Raw genomic sequence first — 18544 nt, 5'->3', positions numbered from 1 at the left:
TCGTTGGCTACTCCAAAGACATTGATCCGGGTCGACGCTCCTGTACCAGCTGTCACTTTGACGAGCTTCACTGCAGAAACTTGTGCTCCACAGCCAATGTTGATGCCATACGACCTCAATTCGCCAAAGCAAGAACGCTATAGCAGATGCGCCATGCGAAAGAGCTAAAACTGACCTGGAGATCATTGCGCAAACTTGAATCAGCTCAGCTACGCAATGGATTGCTACAGGGCGCGACCTGGATCATTCTCGCCTCGGTTGTTCCTGCAATCAGCCCGCTTGCCATTAGAGAAGCGGTGAATGAGCTCGTAACAAAGGACTTTACGACTGCTGCATGGGCGATCGGGCTATACGTATGCGCGGTGGAGCTGAGCCGCGGTGCGACCGCCGCGCAGACTCTGAATTTCGGTCAGCTTTGGCGCGCCTTGCGACGGAGCATCGCGAACGAGACATATGACCACCTGCTGAACCTGCCGTCTCGGTTCTATCTTTCGCATAAGACCGGAGAAACGATACAAACTGTTTCGGAAGGACTGAACGGCTTGCGCTCAGTTCTGGGGGCCCTCACGTTCGGAATCGCTCCTGCCGTCCTCCAAGGACTCTCCATCCTGGTCGTCCTTATTGTCTTGGAGCGGCTCGACCTGCTCCTACTTCTGCTTGTTTTCGGAATTAGCTATGGCCTGCTTTTCCGTCGAGGGCTAGAGAGCCGGGTCGCCATTCAACGTAAGGCCGTGGAGGCTGACGCAGAAGCTGTCGGCATTGTGACAGACGCCCTCATAGGCCAGGAGATTTCGCGACTGTTTGGGACCAGCGACCTGATCGGCAAAAAAGTCGATGATGTCCTTGCAAAAGGCGAAAAGAGCTGGCTGGCCTTCTTTCGCTCTCAGCACACCAATCATCAGCAACTGGTGTTTCTTTTCGCTGCAACAACGGGCCTTTACCTTTTGTTGGTCGCCTATCGAGTGTCTACCGGCGCACTTACGACCGGCGACTTCGTTCTGGCACATGCATACATCTTGCAAATCGTCAGCCCGATTGAACGCCTGAGCTTCGCTTCCCGTGATTTAATCCAGGGGATAGGCAATCTCACGAGGTTGGCAGAACTGCTGGATCACGAAAAAGAGGCACTTTCGATCGATAATCGGGACCTTTCACTCAAGGACAACCACTTCACGGTTCAACTCGAAAAGGTTTCATTCGGCTACGAACCCCGGCGCCAGGTCGTCCACGACTTGAGTTTCGAGATTAGGCCCGGAGAGACGATTGCAATCGTCGGCCTCAGCGGCTCGGGAAAATCGACGATCTGGCGCCTCATCTGTCGCTTGTTTGATCCACATGCGGGCCGAATATTGATCGGCGGCATTCCCTCGGATCAAATGGATCTGACCGCTCTCAGGAGTGCCGTTGCGGTAGTGCCGCAGGACTGCTTCCTCTACAACGATACTATTGCAAACAATATACTCGTGGCCTCTCCTCTGTCTTCGACCATTGAAGTTGCGGAGGCGGGCACGCTCGCCGGACTTGAGCCGCTTATCGCACGGCTACCAAACGGCTGGGACACCAAAGTGGGAGAGCGAGGCATCCGACTTTCGGGTGGCGAGAGACAGCGCGTAGCCATAGCGCGAGCGGTCTTGCGGCGGCCGAGACTTTTTGTCTTCGACGAGGCGACGTCGTCGCTTGACTCCGAGACCGAAAAGGCGGTCGAGAAGAGTTTGTCGGACGTTTCTGCGGGAGCAAGCACCTTGATCATCGCACACCGACTTTCGAGCGTGTGTCATGCCGATGAAATTCTCGTACTCGATCACGGGCGAATTATCGAAAGAGGAACGCACACCTCTTTGCTCGCGCTAGGTGGCCGCTATTGCGCGATGTGGTCAGCACAGTCATCTAGAAGGCATGAATGAGAGAACCCAACCAGGAGTGAGAGGGGCCCAGTCAGAGCCTGCTTGAACGCCGAATACCCAAGCGCATACGTCGAACTCTGAATCACTTCGACCGCAAATAGGGACCGCCTGAGCTCGCTACCATCCTTACGGACCGCGCATCGCAATTGAAACCGGTGGGAGCTGCCGCGTCGCCGAACCAGAGATCAATGCCCCGCCGACGCTCTGTCCAGTCTTGGACAACCGAGATCGACGTTCGGCTGGCAATATCGCTTCCAAGTACCAGCCGTCGCGCCTTACACGCTGCGGCCCCATCCAGTCGTGTTGCACAGACCAATCGGCATCCTTCGCACCCGTCAGGCGGGTTCAAATGATCGTTCATTGACGTAGGATCGCAGGCTTGCAAGGCATGCCGATCAGGCCGGAGACCCCGAACTCCTCCTGCGACCTGCAGACACCCGATGATCCGCTACTTTCGGGATACGGCTCACAAGACGAACCATCAATTCCTGAAGGTCTGCGCAGCGAAACTCGCCGAAGAAGCGCTCTGATATTCGAGTTCGATGATCCTTCTTGCTTACCGGCAAATTGGCGGTGGGAAGAAGAAAATAATCCACTACCGCCGTATTGCGGGCATCCATACGCGCCACGATCGTAAAATTAGACCTCGTGAAGTGCATCTTACGCAGCTCCCACCGACGTGCCGCCCGTGCGCCGTTACTGCCGTCCTTCACGGCGCGCGCAACCGCCAGACTGACAGTGACATCACCATTCAGCGTCAATAGACATAATTCTGGCATGAAGGCGACCCGCCGCCCCCGCCCCTCAAGATCCGCACTGATCTGCTCGGCCAGCGTGTGAATGATATTCTGGATATGTGCCTGTACCTCCTTGAACCTATACCGGACATGGGGTCGATAGCCGATCCGTCGGTAGGCCTCGTCCAGGGAGCCGAAACGCCGAGCGTAGACCGAGCAATTCGGCACCCCCTTCGCCATTATGATACACTTCATGGTGAGGCGGCCTTCGCGCCGCAGGAGATCCTTCAGAATATCAAGCAACTCCTTGTCGGTACGCGTCCGGCCGCACTCGAGCTCTCGGAGCTTCTTCTTCGCTCGCTCGAACAGGTGTGGCCTGATAATCGGTGCTAGGGCATCCTTGTGCCTGATCCACATCTCGGGAGGGTTGTGGACCGCTCGTTCACCGAGCTTGGCGGACCGGCGGTTGAATACGATATGGCCGAGATAGGCCTCGTTGTTAAGGACGTTGTTGATCGTCAGCATGCTCCAACGCCTACCCCGGGCATTGCGAACACCCTTCGCATTCAGATCGGCTGCAATCTCCGTTCGACTTCTGTTGCCGTTGACAAATAACTCGAAGACGCGCTCGACTATCCTAATCTCCCGCTTAGGACCCGGCACTAGCAGCGTCCGGTCGGTTTTGAGACTCTTGCGATCACCGCTCTGGAGGATACCCTTGGAGCGGCCCCGCTCGTCAACCAACTGTCGTCGCAATCCGTAGGGGGCGGGGCCTCCGCGCCAATAGCCCTGACTGGCGATCCGGCTGTGTCCGAGAAAGACCTTTTTTGACAGTTGGCGGCTGTAGTCAGCCGCTGCAAGCCGCTTGATGTTCTTGAGAACGGCGGACGCCATGCTTCCATCATTTTCGAATTCATCGGCGCAGTATTGGATTTTGATCCCAGCACGCTTGCAGATGAACTCGTAGTAGGCACTCTCGTCGACATCCTGAAATCGCCCCCAGCGACTGACATCGTAGACGAGAATGCATTGATAATCCGAACGGCCCAGCTCTACCTCGGCGATGAGCCGCTTCAGTGCATCCCGACCTGCTACGCTAACACCGCTGCGGCCGCGGTCGGCATAGGTTTCGACAATTTCAATGCCTCGGCGCGCGGCATAGGCTGCGATCGCCGCCGCTTGGTTCTCGATCGAGTACTTCTGCGATTCAGTTGAGACGCGAAGATATTGCGCGGCTGCTCGACAGTCTGCCGGGGCGACGGCGTGCTTTCCCGATGCCATTCGCCTGCTCCATCCACCGTTTGCACGGACGTTAGCAGAACCCGCGATCCCGGAGGCAGTAGACTGACGTAAGGGTTTGCGCTTTCCTGAACGACAGGCCTAAATTTAATCGTTCGGGGTTTCATCCTTGCGGCGGTGCGCCAAAATGCAAGAATGCCGCCGGTTAAACCGGCGAACTGAACGGGGACAAACGGACGTCGGCTTTCCTCGACAGGTCGACGTAGTGCCAGTTTCGAGCGGTGCGGCCATTGGCGCGTGTCTGCGCCGTTCCTCGTTCGGCTATGACGTCCAAACTTCGTACGCCGAAAAACTCTTGACGATACTGACGAGATGGGTTGCGGGTGCGAAATCGAAGGCGAAGCCCACGAAGACCAGATCGCCAAGCTGGAGACCGACCGTACTAATTGTTCGACGCGAGCGTCGCGCCCCCGTCGGCAACCGTGGGAGCGGCTCAGGCCTCGGACTTTCTGGCAAACTCAATGCGCACAGTGGTTACGCCCTATTTCATGCTGCCCAGCATCAGCCCATCGACGAACCAACGCTGGGCGACAAGAAAGGCGATAATGAGCGGTGCGATGATGATTGCCGCGCCGGCCATGAGAGGCCCATAGTCAGACCCCGCCTCCTCGTTGCGGAAGGTGATCACGCCGAGAGCTGGCGGCATCAGCTCTTCCGTGCGAACCGCGATCAAGGGCCAGAACAGATCGTTCCAATGGCTACTGATAGACAGAATGCTGAAGGCTATCACCGCCGGCCGGGCTAGCGGAAGCATGATGTGGAAGACAATGCCGAGCTCCGAATAGCCGTCCAGCCGCGCCGCATGAATCAGATCATCAGATATCGATTTGAAGAACTGCCGGAAGAGAAAAATACCGAACGGTGATACGACGAAGGGCAAGATCAGCGCGACGTAACTATCCAGGATACCGACCTTCCAGCACAGGATGAACAGCGGCAAAGCCAGGACCTGATGCGGCAACAAGAGGCCTGCGAGAACGAGCCAAAAGGTCGCATCTCGTCCCCAGAAGCGCAGCTTCGCCAATGTATAGGCGATCGGCGCACAGACCACGATCTGGCATAGCAATATTGTCAAGCACACGACAATCCCGTTGACCAGGAAGCGCGGCAATGGTGCCGTCGTGAGCGCCCTCGTATAGTTCTCAATGGCATACCAATGCTCGGGCAACAGAGTGAACGAGGCACGAAAAATCTCGCCCGGGGGCTTTAGGGAGAGCGATACCATCCACACCACGGGCGCGAGCAACAGCGCAGCGGTGCTGATGAGCAGCACATGCCGGGCGACGACCGCCGGCCATGGTGGACGCCCCGCTCTCATTGATAGTGAACCCGCTTGTCGAGCACGAACACCTGGAGCATCGTCAGACACATGACGATCGACAGGAACACGACGGACACCGCCGCCCCATAGCCAGTGCGAAGGTACTCGAAGCTCTCCACATACAGAGTGTAGAGCAGCATCTCCGACGTCTTACCCGGGCCGCCTTGGGTGAGAACCTTGATGATATCAAAGACTTCGAACGCTCTCAATGCAACCACGACAAGTGCAAACATTGCGGTTGGACCGAGCAAAGGCAGGGTGACGGTCGAAAGACGTGACCAAGGGCCGTCGGCGCCATCGACGTCGGCCGCGTCATAGAGGTCAGAAGGAATCGTTTTCAACCCCGCAAGGAACAGCAGCATCGCGTAGCCGATGTTCTTCCACACGAAAATCGCGCCCAGGACCGGAAGCACTGTGCTCTCATCACGCAACCAGTTAGCACCGTGAATCCCGAACGATCTCAGGACCTGGTTCAGGAGGCCTATCGTGGGGTGAAGCAGAGACTCCCATGCGAGTGCGGCTGCAGCCATCGTCGCCATGAAAGGAAGAAAATGCACTGCACGATAGAGAGCCCGAAGACTCGTGCCAGCCTCGATCAGCAACGCCACCGCAAGCCCGAGGCCGACCGTCATGGGAACGCAGATTGATACGAAGGTGAGCGTATTGAGCAGCGAATGCCAGAAATCGACATCATTCCAAAGAACTCGAAAATTCCTTGGGCCGACAAAATTGAAGCTTTGCGCCCCGAGCTGCCAATCGGTTGCTGCCATGGCAAACACGGCGATCGCAGGCAGAATGAATAGGATCAAGAGGAGCAGAAAGCCCGGTGCCGCCAGCAATGCGGCCGTCCGCCACTCCTGGACTCGCCTCTGTCTGATCGCAGCGGCATCGTGAGCTGGAGAGCGTCCGGGCAGCGCGATCGTCATGCACCGCTCCTCGCGCTTACCAGTTCGACCACATCGGGCGGTCGCCTACGTAACCTTCGCCCGGCGCCATCGAAGACAAGCAGATCCTTGAGCTCTGCCTGCAGTGCGACGCTCGCGCCCGGCGCCAGATTGGGCCCGTCTTTGGGGTGCGCCCGGATGATAAGAGGACGTTGGGCGCTGGCGATGTCGACGTGGACGTACAGATCAGCGCCGAGATGCTCGACAAACCTCACGCGGCCCGCGATCGCACCGGGGGTCCATTCGGCGCGGGCGGAAAGAGCCTCGGGACGGAGTCCGACGGTAATGCCATCAAGACTTCCACCATCGACGTGACACCGGACCACGGCTTCGATGCGCTCGCCCAATGCATCGGCGGGGACAAGATTGATTGACGGCGAGCCGACGAATGCCGCAACGCCGACATTGTTGGGGTCGTCGTAAAGGACCTGGGGTGGAGCAATCTGGATCAGTTCGCCACCCATCATCAAGGCGACCCTGTCCGACATGGTCATGGCTTCCGCCTGATCATGCGTGACATAGACGAAGGTGACGCCGAGCCGGGCGTGCAATTCCTTGATCTCGGCTCGCATGGTGACGCGCAGCTTCGCGTCCAGGTTCGACAGTGGTTCATCCATCAAGAACACCGAAGGCTGCCGGACCATGGCGCGGCCGAGGGCGACACGCTGGCGCTGTCCTCCCGAAAGCTGGCCGGGCTTGCGCGCGAGCAGCTGTTCGATCCCGAGAGCGGCAGCAACATTGCGCACCTCTGCGGCAATGCCGGCGCGCTTAGTCTTGGTTCCTGGAACGAAATGTCCGAGCAGAGGCAGCCGCTGTGTGGCGCTCAACCTGCTCATGACGAGCGGTACGGCCATGTTACGCTCGACTGTCATATGTGGGTATAGCGCATAGGACTGGAACACCATGGCGATGTTCCGCGCCTTTGGCGGCAGAGCATCGACGGCGCGCGCTCCGATACGCACCGTCCCTTCGTCCTGCAGCTCAAGGCCGGCGATAATGCGCAGCAGCGTCGATTTTCCACAGCCTGAGGGGCCGACGAGTGTCAGGAACTCCCCGTCGCGGATCTCGAGCGAGATGTGCTTGAGGATATCGGTTGCACCGAAGGACTTGCTGATATTGTCGAGAGCGAGTGAGGCCATTGCGTCGCCCTTTAGTTCGGCTCAAGGTTAGATGCCGTAGAGGCAGGCCATTCGGTTGCAGCCCCCATGCTCACGCCAGCTGCCCCGAAGAGACCCCGCGCCAGGGCTCGTCCGCATAGCGCGCATGAAAGCCGCGGGGATCCGTGTACCAATTTCCGAGATCGATGATGAGAAATGCGGTTGGCTCGACGAACTCGACGACGTGCTCGACCTCCCTGAACGTATGCCTCAAAAATCCGGGCCGTTTGATACCCGGCTCTCGATTGGGCCGGTCGTTACGAGCGAAGCGATTGGCGGCGTCCATGACGAAGGCGGTCGACGGCGCCCACACCTGGCGCAGATCGCGCCATTGCAGCTCTTTCAATTCGTGCAAATGGCCGGAGAGGTAGGTCACCCCGCGCACCGCATGGAACCGTTCGGCCCAGCTATGCCGATGCTCGGGAAACATCGCGCTCTGCGTCCGATCGGTCTCTTCGGGCGCGGCCAGATAGAGCGGCTTGTGTGCCGCGACGATCAATCGACGCTGTCCAAGTGTATCGATCGCGTGCGCCAGCAGAGCCTCTTGTTCCGCTTCCTCGTGCAGCCTGCTCCCCGGCAGCATGGAATTGAGCCCCAGCAGCCTGATAGCGCCGATGTCCTTCATCCAATAATCGGAACCGAACTGGGCGCGAAATGCGGAGGCGCGTTCGGCCGAGATCGTGATCTCGCCGCCGCGCACATCCGGCAGGCTGTTTCCGATGTCATGATTGCCGGGCACAAACAGGATCTCTCGACCGATGCGTTCGAGCTGCCGCCGTGCAAACGATAGCTCGTCCGGATGCTGGGCCCCGTCGAGTGACATGTCCCCGGTGCACAGAATACAGTCGGCGGCACTCGCCGCGAGGACACCGCAGAGGGCTTCGAAGTTGTGCTGGAAGAAGGGACGACTCTTGCTCAGATGCAGGTCCGAAATCTGAATGAGCGTGAAGGCTCGCTCGCCCTTGTCGTTGCCCGCGGCGGCATCCATCATGCAGCCCCGATCAGACGGTTCACGTCGGCTGCCATCTGCTTCAGCGTCTGGCTGGCGCCCTGGCGTCCCGTCACGACGGATTCGAGGTGATTGCGGATGGTGTCGATGATGCGCACGGCGTTGGCGCCTGGGAATGCATACCAGTTGGTCATGACCGGAAGCTGGTCGACGCTGACCTTCTGATTGCGCGCCTCCTGGTAGTAGGCGCCAAGCAGAGATGGGTCCGTGATCGACTTGCTGTTGCTCGGCATGTAACCGGTGAGACGGGCCATGAACGCCTGGCTTTCCGGACTGGTGCAGAACTGGAGATACTTCCAGGCAGCGTCCGCTCGGCGCGGATCCTGCGCATGAATCACGCCGAGCGCGCCGCCGGCAGGGACCTTGCCGTTCGGGCTCGCGAGCGGAAACGTCGCGACACGCAAAGGAAATCTGCCGGCGATCTGCTGCTCGGCATAGGCGATGTTCGAACTTGAATCGGCCAAGATGCCGATGGTTCCCGCAGCAAGTGCCGGCCGGGCCTGTGCGGATTTGAGGTTCGGCATGCCGCTCCGGGCGAAGGCCTCGAGCTGCTCCAGTGCCCAGAGCCCTTCAGGACTGTCGAAGGCAGCCGTCTTCTCGTCATCGGACAGGATGCGACCGCCACGGCTGAAGAGCAGGGCCTGCCACATCCAGTTTCCCGTGACATCCCATTGAAAGTAGAAGCCGGTGCGAGTGGCGCTGGTCGCATTGATCTTCTGGCCGAGCGCGACGAGGCCCGGCCAGTCAACCGGCAGCAGCGAGGGGTCCCCACCCACATCGTGCACCAGAGTCTCGTTGACGTAGAGAACGGGAGTCGAGATGAAAAACGGAATGCCGTAGATGTCGCCGCGCTGGCGAACGATGTCGAGCACCGCAGGGGCATAACCCAGCAAGTCGGCGCCGCCAGCTGCCGAGATTCGTCCCGCCAGGGGTTGAGCGAGGTCTCGCTCGACCAGCAGGCGCAGCAAATTCAATCCGTGAAAGCTCAGATCTGGCAGCTGACCGATCAATGCCGCCCGCAGGATCTGCTGGGACATCTCTTCGTAGTTCTGCGCGGGGTTGCGGAACTTGATCTTCATATCCGGATTGGCGCGCATGAAGCGCTCTGCCAGCCCGGAATGGATTTCCCGGTTGTTGCCCACTGGAAACGGGAACATCACATCAAGGGTGAGATCCTCGCGAGCACGAACAGCCGGAGCCGGAAGCGTTGCAGCCAGCGATCCGAGGAGCGCAGTTCGACGGCTGATCACTCGCATGTTGTTCGCCTTGCGTGCTAGCCACACTCATGCAACCTGTCTAGACAGATTCAGTGACCGAGCGATGACATGCTTCGCTTGGCTGGTTGTTGCGAAGCTGGCAGAGGCAGCAGATGAATGCTCAGCAGGGGCGAAAACCGATGCGGGATGCCGCCGGGCCACGCTGGCAGCAGGTCGAGCAGGCATTGCTCGACCAGATCGTGCGCGGCGCGTTCCGCGGGCGCGACAGATTGCCTTCCGAGCATGAACTGGCAGCGATTTTCGACGTGAATCGCCACACGGTGCGCCAAGCCCTGGCCGCGCTCGTGGATCGTGGGGTGGTCATCAAACGCAAGGGCGGCGGGACATATCTCGTCTCCGGACTCATAGACTACGCGATCGGAGCCCGCACGCGGTTCAGCGCCAATCTCTTGCTGCAGCACCGCCAACCTGGCCACAAGCTCGTCGACCCCGAGGTCGTGGCGGCCGAGCAGCATGTTGCTCTTGCTCTCGGACTGGCGCCTGGCGATCCCGTCAGCTCGATGACCACCATCGGTGAGGCCGACGGCATCCCTATTTGCGTTGGCCAGCACTACATCCCCTTCGAGCGCTTTCCTGGTTTCCTGGAGGTCTACCGTGAAGAGCTTTCGATGACGAAGGCCTTTGGACGTTTCAAAGTGAACGATTACCGGCGCGCCCTGACAAGGGTGATGGCCGTGCTACCCACGGATCTTGACTCACGGATGCTGCAACAAGGGCGGCACTCGCCGGTCCTTGCTATCGAGAGCATCGATAGCGATTTGCGTGGCCGGCCGATAACGTTCCATGTGAACCGCTTCTCGGGTGAGCGTGTCCAATTCACTCTCGGCGACTTCTGACCAGGCGGCCACGACGTCACCGGCAACGCGCCAGAACCAGATCGCACATCATGGGGACGTCGAAGGTCGGCGTAGCTACGTGCCGGTCGATGACCGCGACAATCCGTCTCATGACCATCGCCTTCCCGAGCCGGGCTACGATCGGAGTGGAAGACGAGCGCGACAGGAAATACCGAGCCAAGCTTTCGGAGGTTGCCGGTAGCGCCCAGGGGAAGCCGAAGCGCTGGATCTCGCCGAAACTGCCGGAAGCTTCGATCTCAGCGGCGATATCAAGATCCCGGTAGTGTCGCGAATAGTCCGGGTTCTCGGCCTCGATAAAGTCCTCGACTGCCAAGAGCGCCTCGAACTCCTCTGTCCGCCGGTTGTTGTTGATGACGGCGAGCACCCCGTGCTGCGACAAGACGCGGCGTGCTTCACGGAGAAAGCGCGGCCTGTCGAACCAGTGAAATGCCTGCGCCACCGTGACCAGGCCTCGGGAGTCTGGCTCGATCGGCAGAGCCTCAGCGGGCGCGATTATGACTTCGAGTCCCGCTGCACCCGCACGTGCAGCCATGTCGAGGTTGGGCTCGACGGCCTGCACGGTCCAGTCCGGAAGAGCATCTATGAGTGCTCGCGTCGAAATTCCGGTACCTGCGCCGACATCGAGACAGCGCGCCGGAGCATCGCCTGCTGCGACAGCTTGGGCGACGGCCGTGAGAACGTCAGGCGGATAAGTCGGCCGGCTGGCGTCGTATAGGTCGGCGAGACCGTCAAACTTTCGCGTATGGTCCTGCATTGCGGGCAACGCTCCTCAAATTTCCCTGTGAAGAGATCCATACACGGCGATTTCAACGGCGTTGTTTCAGGACGGCTCCACGCCTCCTCCGTTTGCGGTCCGCGAACACGAGCCTGCAATTCAATCGTGGGTTGATCGTCGAGCGGTGGCCGCAGGGCTCGTGGTCGTGAATGCACCGCGGAGACCCGACCGGGATCTTCCAGAAATGCCCCTTCGATTGTCGCAGCGCCCGCGTTGTCTGCTGACACTCCCTCCGTGCTTCGCTCCGCGCAACTGCGCATCTGCGCGGATTGCATATTTGACACGTGTGCTTTGCAAGTCGCGAGCGTTGCCAGCTCATTCTCAGCGCGTCGAACTGATTCAGAATAATCCCGCGGCCGACCCCGCCCGCAACAATTGATGCTCATCAACTACTCCGACTATTTTTAGTCGCAGTTTAAAATGATTATTGCCTTGCGTGCACTCGACTTGTGCAACCTCGACGAGCTTTTGCCTTGCTCGTGCGGATGATCGTTCGTATGATTCCAATGTGATCGGATCGTGAGAAAAGTTCACTACCGGCACACCTCCCTTAGCAACGCTCGCGAGAACCGGCCAGTGTTACAGCGACGTAGTTTTCTCGGGCTTCCGCTATTGGCGTTGTGTGGCTCGGCAAACTTGGCCTGGGCCGGCAACTCCGTCGAGACGTCCAGAGTCAGAGTGACGATCGGCGGCAAGGCTTTCCTACAATACGCACCGGTGACCCTTGCCGAGCGCCTTGGCTTTTTCAAGGACGCGGGCCTCGACCCGGAGCTTCTTGACGTGAGCGGCGGATCCAAGGCGCTCCAGGCTCTCGTGGCGGGAAGCGCTGAACTCACCGCCGGCGCTTTCGACCACACGATTCAGATGCATGCAAAAGGACAAAAGATCGTTGGGGTTGTGCTGTTTGGCAGGCATCCGACATTCGCATTGGCTCTGCGAAAGGAGAGGGCTGCGGAATATCGCGACCCAAGCAGCCTGAGAGGCATGAAGATTGGGGTCACGGCGTTGGGATCCCAAACACAGTTCATGGTGGAGTACATGGCTTTGCGAGCCGGCGTCTCCCCAACCGACATTTCCTTCGTCAGTGTTGGAGGTGGAACAGGCGCCGTGGCAGCGATCCGCAACGGCGCCGTTGATGCCGTCGTGACGGGAGAGCCGGCGCTGACGACACTGACAGCCACAGGTGACGTCAAACTGGTCGCCGACACTCGCACCAACGAAGGCACAATCGGCATTTTCGGTGGCCTCTATCCGTCAGGGACGATTTACGCACGGTCGGACTTCATCGAACGCAATCCCGATACACTCCAGGCTTTTGCTCTCGCGATGGTGCGCACCCTTCAGTGGATTGATCGCGCATCCGTCGATGAGATTGCTGATGCGCTCCCGGAGGAATGGGCCAAGCCCGATCGAAACATATTTCTTGCCTCCATCCGGGGCACACGAGACATGTTTTCCCCCGATGGCCGGTTCAGCGCCGAGGGCGCGGGCATTGCATTTCAGGTGTTGTCGACCGTCGACCCACAATTGCGTGGCGTGAAGGTCGATCTCGCCGAGACATTTACGAACAGATTCGTCGAAAAGGCTCTCCAGACGCTAGCATCGAAATAGCACCGCGGAGAGCTCAAGTCGATGAACACGCCCGCGGCACTGAGGGATCGAGGCTAGGTGGTGGCGCCCCGAGTTCCGCAGCATTCGGACGCTTCTGCTTCTGTCGTCAAGAAGACGGCGCGGAAAACGCGTCCGACAGATGAGCCCAAGCGCCCTAAAAGACGGCCCGCGATCCTTGCAAGACGTCGGCGCGACATCCCGCTTCATCATCAGGTGTTCTTGGTTCTGCAGGATGAAATTGCAGAACGCCGCTATGCACCAGGAGAAGTATTGCCGGCGGAGGCGGTTCTGGCTGGGCTCTTCGGCGTCTCGCGCGTGACGATCCGGGCAGCTTTGGACACTCTCGATGAGCTCGGACTGATTGAACGCCGCCAGGGCATCGGCACGTTCGTGCGGGAGCTCTCGAAGCCAGAGCCTCTCACCGTGCCGATGATGGACCTCGCTGCCCGAAACAGGGAGATTGTGCGCACGACGCGAGCTCACGTGGTCGAGTTCGAGTTCAAGGTGGCCCCTCGTCACGTTCGCGAGCACTTCCAAGCCCAGCCAGACGACCTTTTCCAGCGAACAGTTCGCATCCGTTACATGAATGACTGGCCAATCATGCAGGTTACGACCTACATTCCGGAAGCGATCGGACGGCAATTTGGTCCTGAAGACCTCGAAGGGGGATCGCTCTATGCGATTCTGCAGCGCTTCGGCATCACATTCGCCTCTGGCGAGCAGGTTGTGACGGCGGCTGCAGCCGACCCCATTGTCGCAGCACGCCTCAATGTCGCGATAGGCGCACCGCTCTTGAAGGTGGTGCGCATCCATTTCGACAGCGGCGGCCGTCCGATTCAGCACTTCGAGCTGCTGGCTCCACCTGCAACCTACGAGCTTCGTATGCCATTGAAAGACTTCTAGCCTGCCTGCAAGCGCGCCAACTCCCAAGCACATCCCGTCCAAACCGACATTTCGGTGCGCGAAGGAGAAACGCTCTCGATCTCATGGGGCCCCCGCCGTGGGCGGACCGGCCCGCACCGGGACACGTCACAAGAACCAGCCTCTGCACGGCGGCCGAACGACACAGATGACGTCCGAACAAGTTTCTCCTTCATTCCCTCGCTTTCAATCGACGGTCCCTCACTACGTGGCGGGGCGACCGAATTACGCACCCGCGCTCATCCAAGCCGTGGCGGAACACCTTCGTCTGACCAAGGACCACCGATTGATGGATCTTGGCTGTGGACCAGGGTGGCTCGGCATCGCATTTGCGCCGCTCGTCGGTGAGGTCATCGGAATAGATCCGGAGCCTGCCATGCTAGAGGCTGCTCAGGCGATCGCCAACGCGGCGGCCGTTGAGATCGAACTGATCCAAGGCAGCTCGTTCGACCTCGGTCCGCAGCTCGGCCGCTTCCGCGCCGTGGCGATTGGACGCGCCTTTCATTGGATGGATCGTGCCGATACGCTGCGAAAGCTCGACCCATTGATCGAGGAGGACGGCGCAGTCATGCTGTTCAATGACGGACGTCCCGATGTCCCGCAGAACGCCTGGTACAAGCGTTACGCGGAGGTCGTCGATCGCTTCACCAACAGGAGTGTCGGCTTTGCACCGGAGCGCCTACGTCACGAAACGATCCTGCTGGCGTCGCGCTTCAGTCAGCTCACCAGAATTGGTATCATTGAGCAGCGTCACGTACCTGTCGTTCGACTGATCGATCGGGCACTATCGATGTCGACCTCCTCGCCTGAACAGCTGGGGGCACTCTCGGATCAGCTCGCGCAGGAATTGACGATGGAGATGTCGCCATTCGCAACCGCCGGTGGCGTCGTAGAGGTCATTGAATCGCAAGTCCTCATTGCGCAACGCCGCTGACACTCACAAGCTTCGCTGCCAAATCGATCTACTTGGCTGCCCAACAGGGGGTGAGAGCGCCGGCACACGCCAGCCGCCAAAGGTCATCGCACCGCTCCATGACGAACACGGCCCGCAGCAAACACTCTAGCTCAACTCCACACCAGCAACTGAACAAGCGGATTCGATGAGATGCCGTACTGTCCGGGCATCCCAGTCGAGCCTCTCGGGAACGTCCGTCCAGTAATTTGAGAGCACATGTGCAGCATGTCGCGCCTTTACGCCCAGACCGACGACCGTTCTGGCTGGAATGGCCATGATGGCGCGCTCGATCGGGTCAAGCGAGCTCAAGACCGCTTCGAGGCGCTCTACGCATGGCGCCACCACGGCGGCCACCTGCGATTTTGCATCGCAGGCGGCGGCAGCTGATTGCGCATCCTGCTGCTGGAGAGTTGCGAGTTCTGCGGAAAGCGCTTCAAAGCTGCGGCCGAGGGCAACCAGCACGGCGTCGGGATTGTTTTCGATCACTTGCTCATCGAGGGTCAGACCACCTGGCTCGACGGTCGCCAAAATCCGCAAGGTTTCATCAAGAGACATCACCGAACTCCAGGCCGAAAACGGTCGGTGGAAGGTCGCCGACAGCCGGTCGGTTGCAGGCAATCGACGTGCACCCAGCAGGCCCGTCGCCTCTCCTTCTCGATGTGAGACGATATCGCCCAGTCGTATCAACATCAATACAATATCTGTTTCAGGCCGTAATCAATAGGTCCCATACTGACAGAGTCTCGTCACGTCTCAACGCGGAGAGCTCACATGGCGACGCAGGAAACGGCGTCGTCTTTGACGCCGACTCATTTCACGCGATGTGCCGAGACGAAAGACGTTTTGCTCGGCCAGCTTGACCATGCCACGCAAGCTTGAGCTTGGCGAGCTACCGAAGTTGGTGGTCCTACACTGGCGGCGGAGTCACTGGCTAGAAAGCTCGTCCGGCGTCCGCAGCGCGGTCTATTGCCGCATGGCATCGTCATCACTACCCGTCTTACGCGAGTAGCGCCGCCTGTTCGCCTCGCTTTGGCACAGCACTCGACGCCTCCGTCTTGACCCGAACGCACGCCTGGAAGCCGATACAGGGATTCAATCGGTCCGCCCTCCGGAGTGAACCTCGATCCCACCCAATCACCAGATCATGGGTCGAGATGTCTCGCGAGCCCACCCAACGTCAGTCTCGACGCCCGCGCGTCAGAATGCACGCTGCGGCGCGAACGGCCAATCTTTCATTCGTGCCGGTGTCAGATTGGTCATTCGGGGGCGCTGTGCGCCGTCCGTCCCGTCTCATCAGCGCCATATCATGGCACGGCGCAATCAAAGGCTCCGGCTGAGCCGGCGGCTGCAACATGTCGCGCCTGAATTGCGCAATGGTGGTAGCAAGGAGGCCGTGCCGCGTTGCCGCGGACCAAAGCAACGAATTGCCAGTTGCGAGGCAATTGACGCATTGCAAGCCGGCTCCCCCCCCGGACAGCTCGCAAGATGGCACTCAACCAATCGCCTTGAGGGTTCTATCAACCATCCTTGCGCTGCATCGCGCAGCTATCAGGGGGTCGATGCAACGTTATCGACGAGCGACGCACCGACAAGCCGGGCTGGCTTGGATCCGATCGAACCGCAGGGAAGGATGAGGCGCCTATAGTGCACCCGCAACCTGTCATTTCGATGCGGGCGCCGGATGACTGCATCAACGTCGTCGAAGAGCGGCTGGCCTGTACGAAGCACATGGTCGTAAACGCCACGGACCCATTGGCCGTAATGATAGTCCGGCTGCTCCTCGAGCGGCAATCCCGGCGCCTGCTGTTGCCAGGTTCTGCCGAAGCTTTCAAACCCTGAACCGATGTCTGCGAAGATAAGCCGGCCGTCGACAGGCTCGATGATGACGAAGCGCTGCAGCGAGTGTAGATCGAGGAGGCCCTTCAGTTCGGTATTGTCGCGGCCTTGATCACATTCCAGCCATCGCGTGAATAGGACCGCAAGAGGCTCTGCCTCTTTGGCAATCGCAGTGATGGGCAACTCACGGCTTCTGAACACCGGCGACAGTTGCAGGCGGGCCCGCGCGACCTCATCCCCGATATAGGCCATCGCCTGGCTGACCCTCGAGAACATCCGCTCGACAACTTCATCTCCTGCTTTCACGACGATGATCCGCTCCACGGCCCTATCGGCGATGAAGTATAGCGCCGAAGCGATGCTGATCCCGCAGGCGGTCCTCGGCCTGAGCCGGATCCGGGCCGACCGGCTGTCGATCATGGTGACAGCGACAAATCCCAGGTTGTCGACCACGTAGGACGGGAAATCAAAATCTGACGCCGGGCATTGCAGGAATCTCCGCAAAACAGGCGAATGAGCATCCCAAGCCCGCCCATGATCGTCCAGAAGGATGGTTGTCATTCGGATCCACGCCATCTCGAATACGAACGCGGCAGTGCGCCAGCGTCCCTAGCGCCCATTGATGTATCGATCATCGGATCAGATCCGCCAAGCGGCTGACCCGGATGCCGAACGAAGCAAGCAGTTGAACGCATGTCGATCGGCGCCGCTACTACAAGCTTTGGTAGCCGTCTGCCATCATCCTCCCTCCAGGGCACACCACTTCATCCGGCGCCGCAAGCGGCGGCAGGGCCGCGGTCCCTTGCCTGCACGAACCAGGCCTGCTCGCCCGCAGTGCTCGCCCGCGGCGGGATCGCCTCCCCTCGCCTCACCCGCAAGACCCTATGCGCTGGTGTGACTACCAGAGTTAGTAATTGATCCCGGTATCGCAAAACTGTCAACTGCTAGTTGATAACAGGCCCGCACTGGGAAGGGAGAACTTGCATGCTCACGCGACCGCAATCGATCCGTCATGCAGCAGATCATCGTCCGGAACTCGCCACTCGCGCCGCAGCGCTCCGCGAGCAGATCTGCAGCAATCGAGATCTGAGCTTTCTGATGGAGGCCCATGATGGGCTCTCAAGCGCCGTCGCTGAGCGCGCCGGCTTCAAGGGCCTATGGGCATCCGGTCTATCGATCGCGTGCTCTCTCGGCTATCGCGATGCAAGCGAGGCCTCCTGGACCCAGCTCATCGACGTGGTCGAACGCATGGTCGATTCGACTGATCTGCCGGTTCTCGTCGACGGCGACAGCGGCTTCGGCAATTTCAACAACGCGCGCATTCTGGCCCATAAGCTACGTCAGAGGGGCGCCGCCGGTGTGGCCTTGGAAGACAAGCAGTTTCCGAAGATGAATTCGTTCGTCGGCGATCGTCATCCGCTGGCCGATGCCAATGAATTCTCCGGTCGTCTGCGTGCCGTAAAGGATGCCGTCGGAGACGAACTCGTCCTCGTCGCCCGCATCGAGGCCCTGATCGCCGGCCATGGCCTCGACGAGGCTCTTCACCGCGCTCACGCCTATGCGGATGCCGGCGCTGACGCCATTCTCATTCATTCCCGGAAGAGCACGGCGGACGAGATCTTCGCCTTCACCAATGGCTGGCAGAACCGCCTGCCTGTCGTGATCGTTCCGACCAAATACTACCGGACGCCGGCGTCCGCCTTTCGTGCTGCCGGCATCTCGACCGTGATCTGGGCCAATCATTCGATGCGCGCCGCGACAAGCGCGATGCGCAATGTCTGCGAGCGCATCATCACCGAGCAGGGCATCGCCGGAATCGAGGCTGAGGTCGCGACTCTCGAGGATGTTTTCTCGCTGTTTCACTACGACGAGCTGGCGCTTGCCGAGGCAAGATACCTGCCCGCGAATGCCGCGCCAGGCCAGGCAGAGTAACCGAACAAC

15 protein-coding genes are annotated in these 18544 nt (G+C 59.7%); 6 read left to right on the top strand and 9 right to left on the bottom strand.

All coding sequences use genetic code 11. From position 1 onward, the window contains the following. Window positions 1-146: 146 nt before the first annotated feature. Window positions 147-1904 carry an ATP-binding cassette domain-containing protein gene (locus tag S58_RS04785; protein WP_083938497.1) on the top strand — a complete coding sequence of 586 codons (1758 nt, stop codon included), beginning with the start codon at window positions 147-149 and terminating at the stop codon, window positions 1902-1904. Between the two features lie 395 nt (window positions 1905-2299). Here the strand turns inward: S58_RS04785 and S58_RS04780 are convergent, their stop codons facing one another. The 6 genes from S58_RS04780 to S58_RS04755 form a co-directional block, all read right to left on the bottom strand. Further along, window positions 2300-3922, bottom strand: a complete 1623-nt coding sequence (locus S58_RS04780; protein ID WP_015664110.1) for a recombinase family protein — start codon at window positions 3920-3922, stop codon at window positions 2300-2302. A gap of 499 nt (window positions 3923-4421) precedes the next feature. Next, window positions 4422-5258 carry a carbohydrate ABC transporter permease gene (locus tag S58_RS04775; RefSeq protein ID WP_015664109.1) on the bottom strand — a complete coding sequence of 279 codons (837 nt, stop codon included), beginning with the start codon at window positions 5256-5258 and terminating at the stop codon, window positions 4422-4424. Next, window positions 5255-6187, bottom strand: coding sequence for a carbohydrate ABC transporter permease (locus S58_RS04770; RefSeq protein WP_015664108.1), 933 nt, complete (start codon window positions 6185-6187; stop codon window positions 5255-5257). Before S58_RS04770 ends, S58_RS04775 begins: the two co-directional genes overlap by 4 nt. Continuing rightward, a complete protein-coding gene (locus S58_RS04765; protein ID WP_015664107.1) occupies window positions 6184-7344 on the bottom strand; it encodes an ABC transporter ATP-binding protein in 1161 nt (386 codons plus the stop codon). Before S58_RS04765 ends, S58_RS04770 begins: the two co-directional genes overlap by 4 nt. Before the next feature lie 70 nt (window positions 7345-7414). Continuing rightward, entirely contained in the window at window positions 7415-8353 is a 939-nt protein-coding gene (locus S58_RS04760; protein WP_083938495.1) for a metallophosphoesterase family protein, read from the bottom strand. Further along, complete coding sequence (locus tag S58_RS04755) at window positions 8350-9627, bottom strand: extracellular solute-binding protein (protein WP_144058242.1); 1278 nt, start codon at window positions 9625-9627, stop codon at window positions 8350-8352. The genes S58_RS04760 and S58_RS04755 overlap by 4 nt, the downstream gene beginning before the upstream one ends. A gap of 113 nt (window positions 9628-9740) precedes the next feature. On the opposite strand from S58_RS04755, the gene phnF reads away from it, so the two are divergent. Then, window positions 9741-10484: a phosphonate metabolism transcriptional regulator PhnF gene (phnF, locus tag S58_RS04750; RefSeq protein WP_042340552.1), complete on the top strand. Its 744-nt coding sequence runs from the start codon at window positions 9741-9743 to the stop codon at window positions 10482-10484. A gap of 16 nt (window positions 10485-10500) precedes the next feature. Here phnF and S58_RS04745 read toward each other — a convergent pair whose 3' ends face one another. Beyond that, the gene (locus tag S58_RS04745) at window positions 10501-11259 is read right to left on the bottom strand and encodes a class I SAM-dependent methyltransferase (RefSeq protein WP_015664103.1); all 759 of its coding nucleotides are present in this window, start codon (window positions 11257-11259) and stop codon (window positions 10501-10503) included. 699 nt (window positions 11260-11958) lie between these two features. On the opposite strand from S58_RS04745, the gene S58_RS04740 reads away from it, so the two are divergent. The 3 genes from S58_RS04740 to S58_RS04730 all read left to right on the top strand — a co-directional run bounded on the left by S58_RS04740 (window position 11959) and on the right by S58_RS04730 (window position 14746). Beyond that, on the top strand, window positions 11959-12891 hold the full coding sequence (locus tag S58_RS04740; protein WP_015664102.1) for an ABC transporter substrate-binding protein: 933 nt from the start codon (window positions 11959-11961) through the stop codon (window positions 12889-12891). A 57-nt stretch (window positions 12892-12948) separates the two neighbouring features. Continuing rightward, complete coding sequence (locus tag S58_RS04735) at window positions 12949-13794, top strand: GntR family transcriptional regulator (RefSeq protein WP_244440710.1); 846 nt, start codon at window positions 12949-12951, stop codon at window positions 13792-13794. Window positions 13795-13960: 166 nt separating this feature from the next. After that, complete coding sequence (locus S58_RS04730) at window positions 13961-14746, top strand: class I SAM-dependent methyltransferase (RefSeq protein WP_042338754.1); 786 nt, start codon at window positions 13961-13963, stop codon at window positions 14744-14746. 126 nt (window positions 14747-14872) lie between these two features. Here the strand turns inward: S58_RS04730 and S58_RS04725 are convergent, their stop codons facing one another. Next, window positions 14873-15457, bottom strand: coding sequence for a hypothetical protein (locus S58_RS04725; protein WP_244440709.1), 585 nt, complete (start codon window positions 15455-15457; stop codon window positions 14873-14875). Window positions 15458-16315: 858 nt separating this feature from the next. Further along, window positions 16316-17164, bottom strand: a complete 849-nt coding sequence (locus S58_RS04720) for a hypothetical protein (protein ID WP_042338752.1) — start codon at window positions 17162-17164, stop codon at window positions 16316-16318. A 423-nt stretch (window positions 17165-17587) separates the two neighbouring features. Here S58_RS04720 and aepX point away from each other — a divergent pair, with 423 nt between their 5' ends. Continuing rightward, window positions 17588-18535: a phosphoenolpyruvate mutase gene (gene aepX, locus S58_RS04715; protein WP_015664097.1), complete on the top strand. Its 948-nt coding sequence runs from the start codon at window positions 17588-17590 to the stop codon at window positions 18533-18535. Window positions 18536-18544: the final 9 nt, after the last annotated feature.

The sequence above is a fragment of the Bradyrhizobium oligotrophicum S58 genome (assembly GCF_000344805.1).
GTDB lineage: Bacteria > Pseudomonadota > Alphaproteobacteria > Rhizobiales > Xanthobacteraceae > Bradyrhizobium > Bradyrhizobium oligotrophicum.
This window is presented reverse-complemented; position numbering and strand designations above follow the sequence as displayed.

What these genes read in the sequence shown, in the direction of transcription:
- S58_RS04785 (WP_083938497.1), top strand. Translation starts at nt 147, where the DNA reads ATGCGCCATGCGAAAGAGCTAAAACTGACCTGGAGATCATTGCGCAAA.
- S58_RS04780 (WP_015664110.1), bottom strand. Translation starts at nt 3,922, where the DNA reads ATGGCATCGGGAAAGCACGCCGTCGCCCCGGCAGACTGTCGAGCAGCC.
- S58_RS04775 (WP_015664109.1), bottom strand. Translation starts at nt 5,258, where the DNA reads ATGAGAGCGGGGCGTCCACCATGGCCGGCGGTCGTCGCCCGGCATGTG.
- S58_RS04770 (WP_015664108.1), bottom strand. Translation starts at nt 6,187, where the DNA reads ATGACGATCGCGCTGCCCGGACGCTCTCCAGCTCACGATGCCGCTGCG.
- S58_RS04765 (WP_015664107.1), bottom strand. Translation starts at nt 7,344, where the DNA reads ATGGCCTCACTCGCTCTCGACAATATCAGCAAGTCCTTCGGTGCAACC.
- S58_RS04760 (WP_083938495.1), bottom strand. Translation starts at nt 8,353, where the DNA reads ATGATGGATGCCGCCGCGGGCAACGACAAGGGCGAGCGAGCCTTCACG.
- S58_RS04755 (WP_144058242.1), bottom strand. Translation starts at nt 9,627, where the DNA reads ATGCGAGTGATCAGCCGTCGAACTGCGCTCCTCGGATCGCTGGCTGCA.
- phnF (WP_042340552.1), top strand. Translation starts at nt 9,741, where the DNA reads ATGAATGCTCAGCAGGGGCGAAAACCGATGCGGGATGCCGCCGGGCCA.
- S58_RS04745 (WP_015664103.1), bottom strand. Translation starts at nt 11,259, where the DNA reads ATGCAGGACCATACGCGAAAGTTTGACGGTCTCGCCGACCTATACGAC.
- S58_RS04730 (WP_042338754.1), top strand. Translation starts at nt 13,961, where the DNA reads ATGACGTCCGAACAAGTTTCTCCTTCATTCCCTCGCTTTCAATCGACG.
- S58_RS04725 (WP_244440709.1), bottom strand. Translation starts at nt 15,457, where the DNA reads ATGTTGATACGACTGGGCGATATCGTCTCACATCGAGAAGGAGAGGCG.
- S58_RS04720 (WP_042338752.1), bottom strand. Translation starts at nt 17,164, where the DNA reads ATGACAACCATCCTTCTGGACGATCATGGGCGGGCTTGGGATGCTCAT.
- aepX (WP_015664097.1), top strand. Translation starts at nt 17,588, where the DNA reads ATGCTCACGCGACCGCAATCGATCCGTCATGCAGCAGATCATCGTCCG.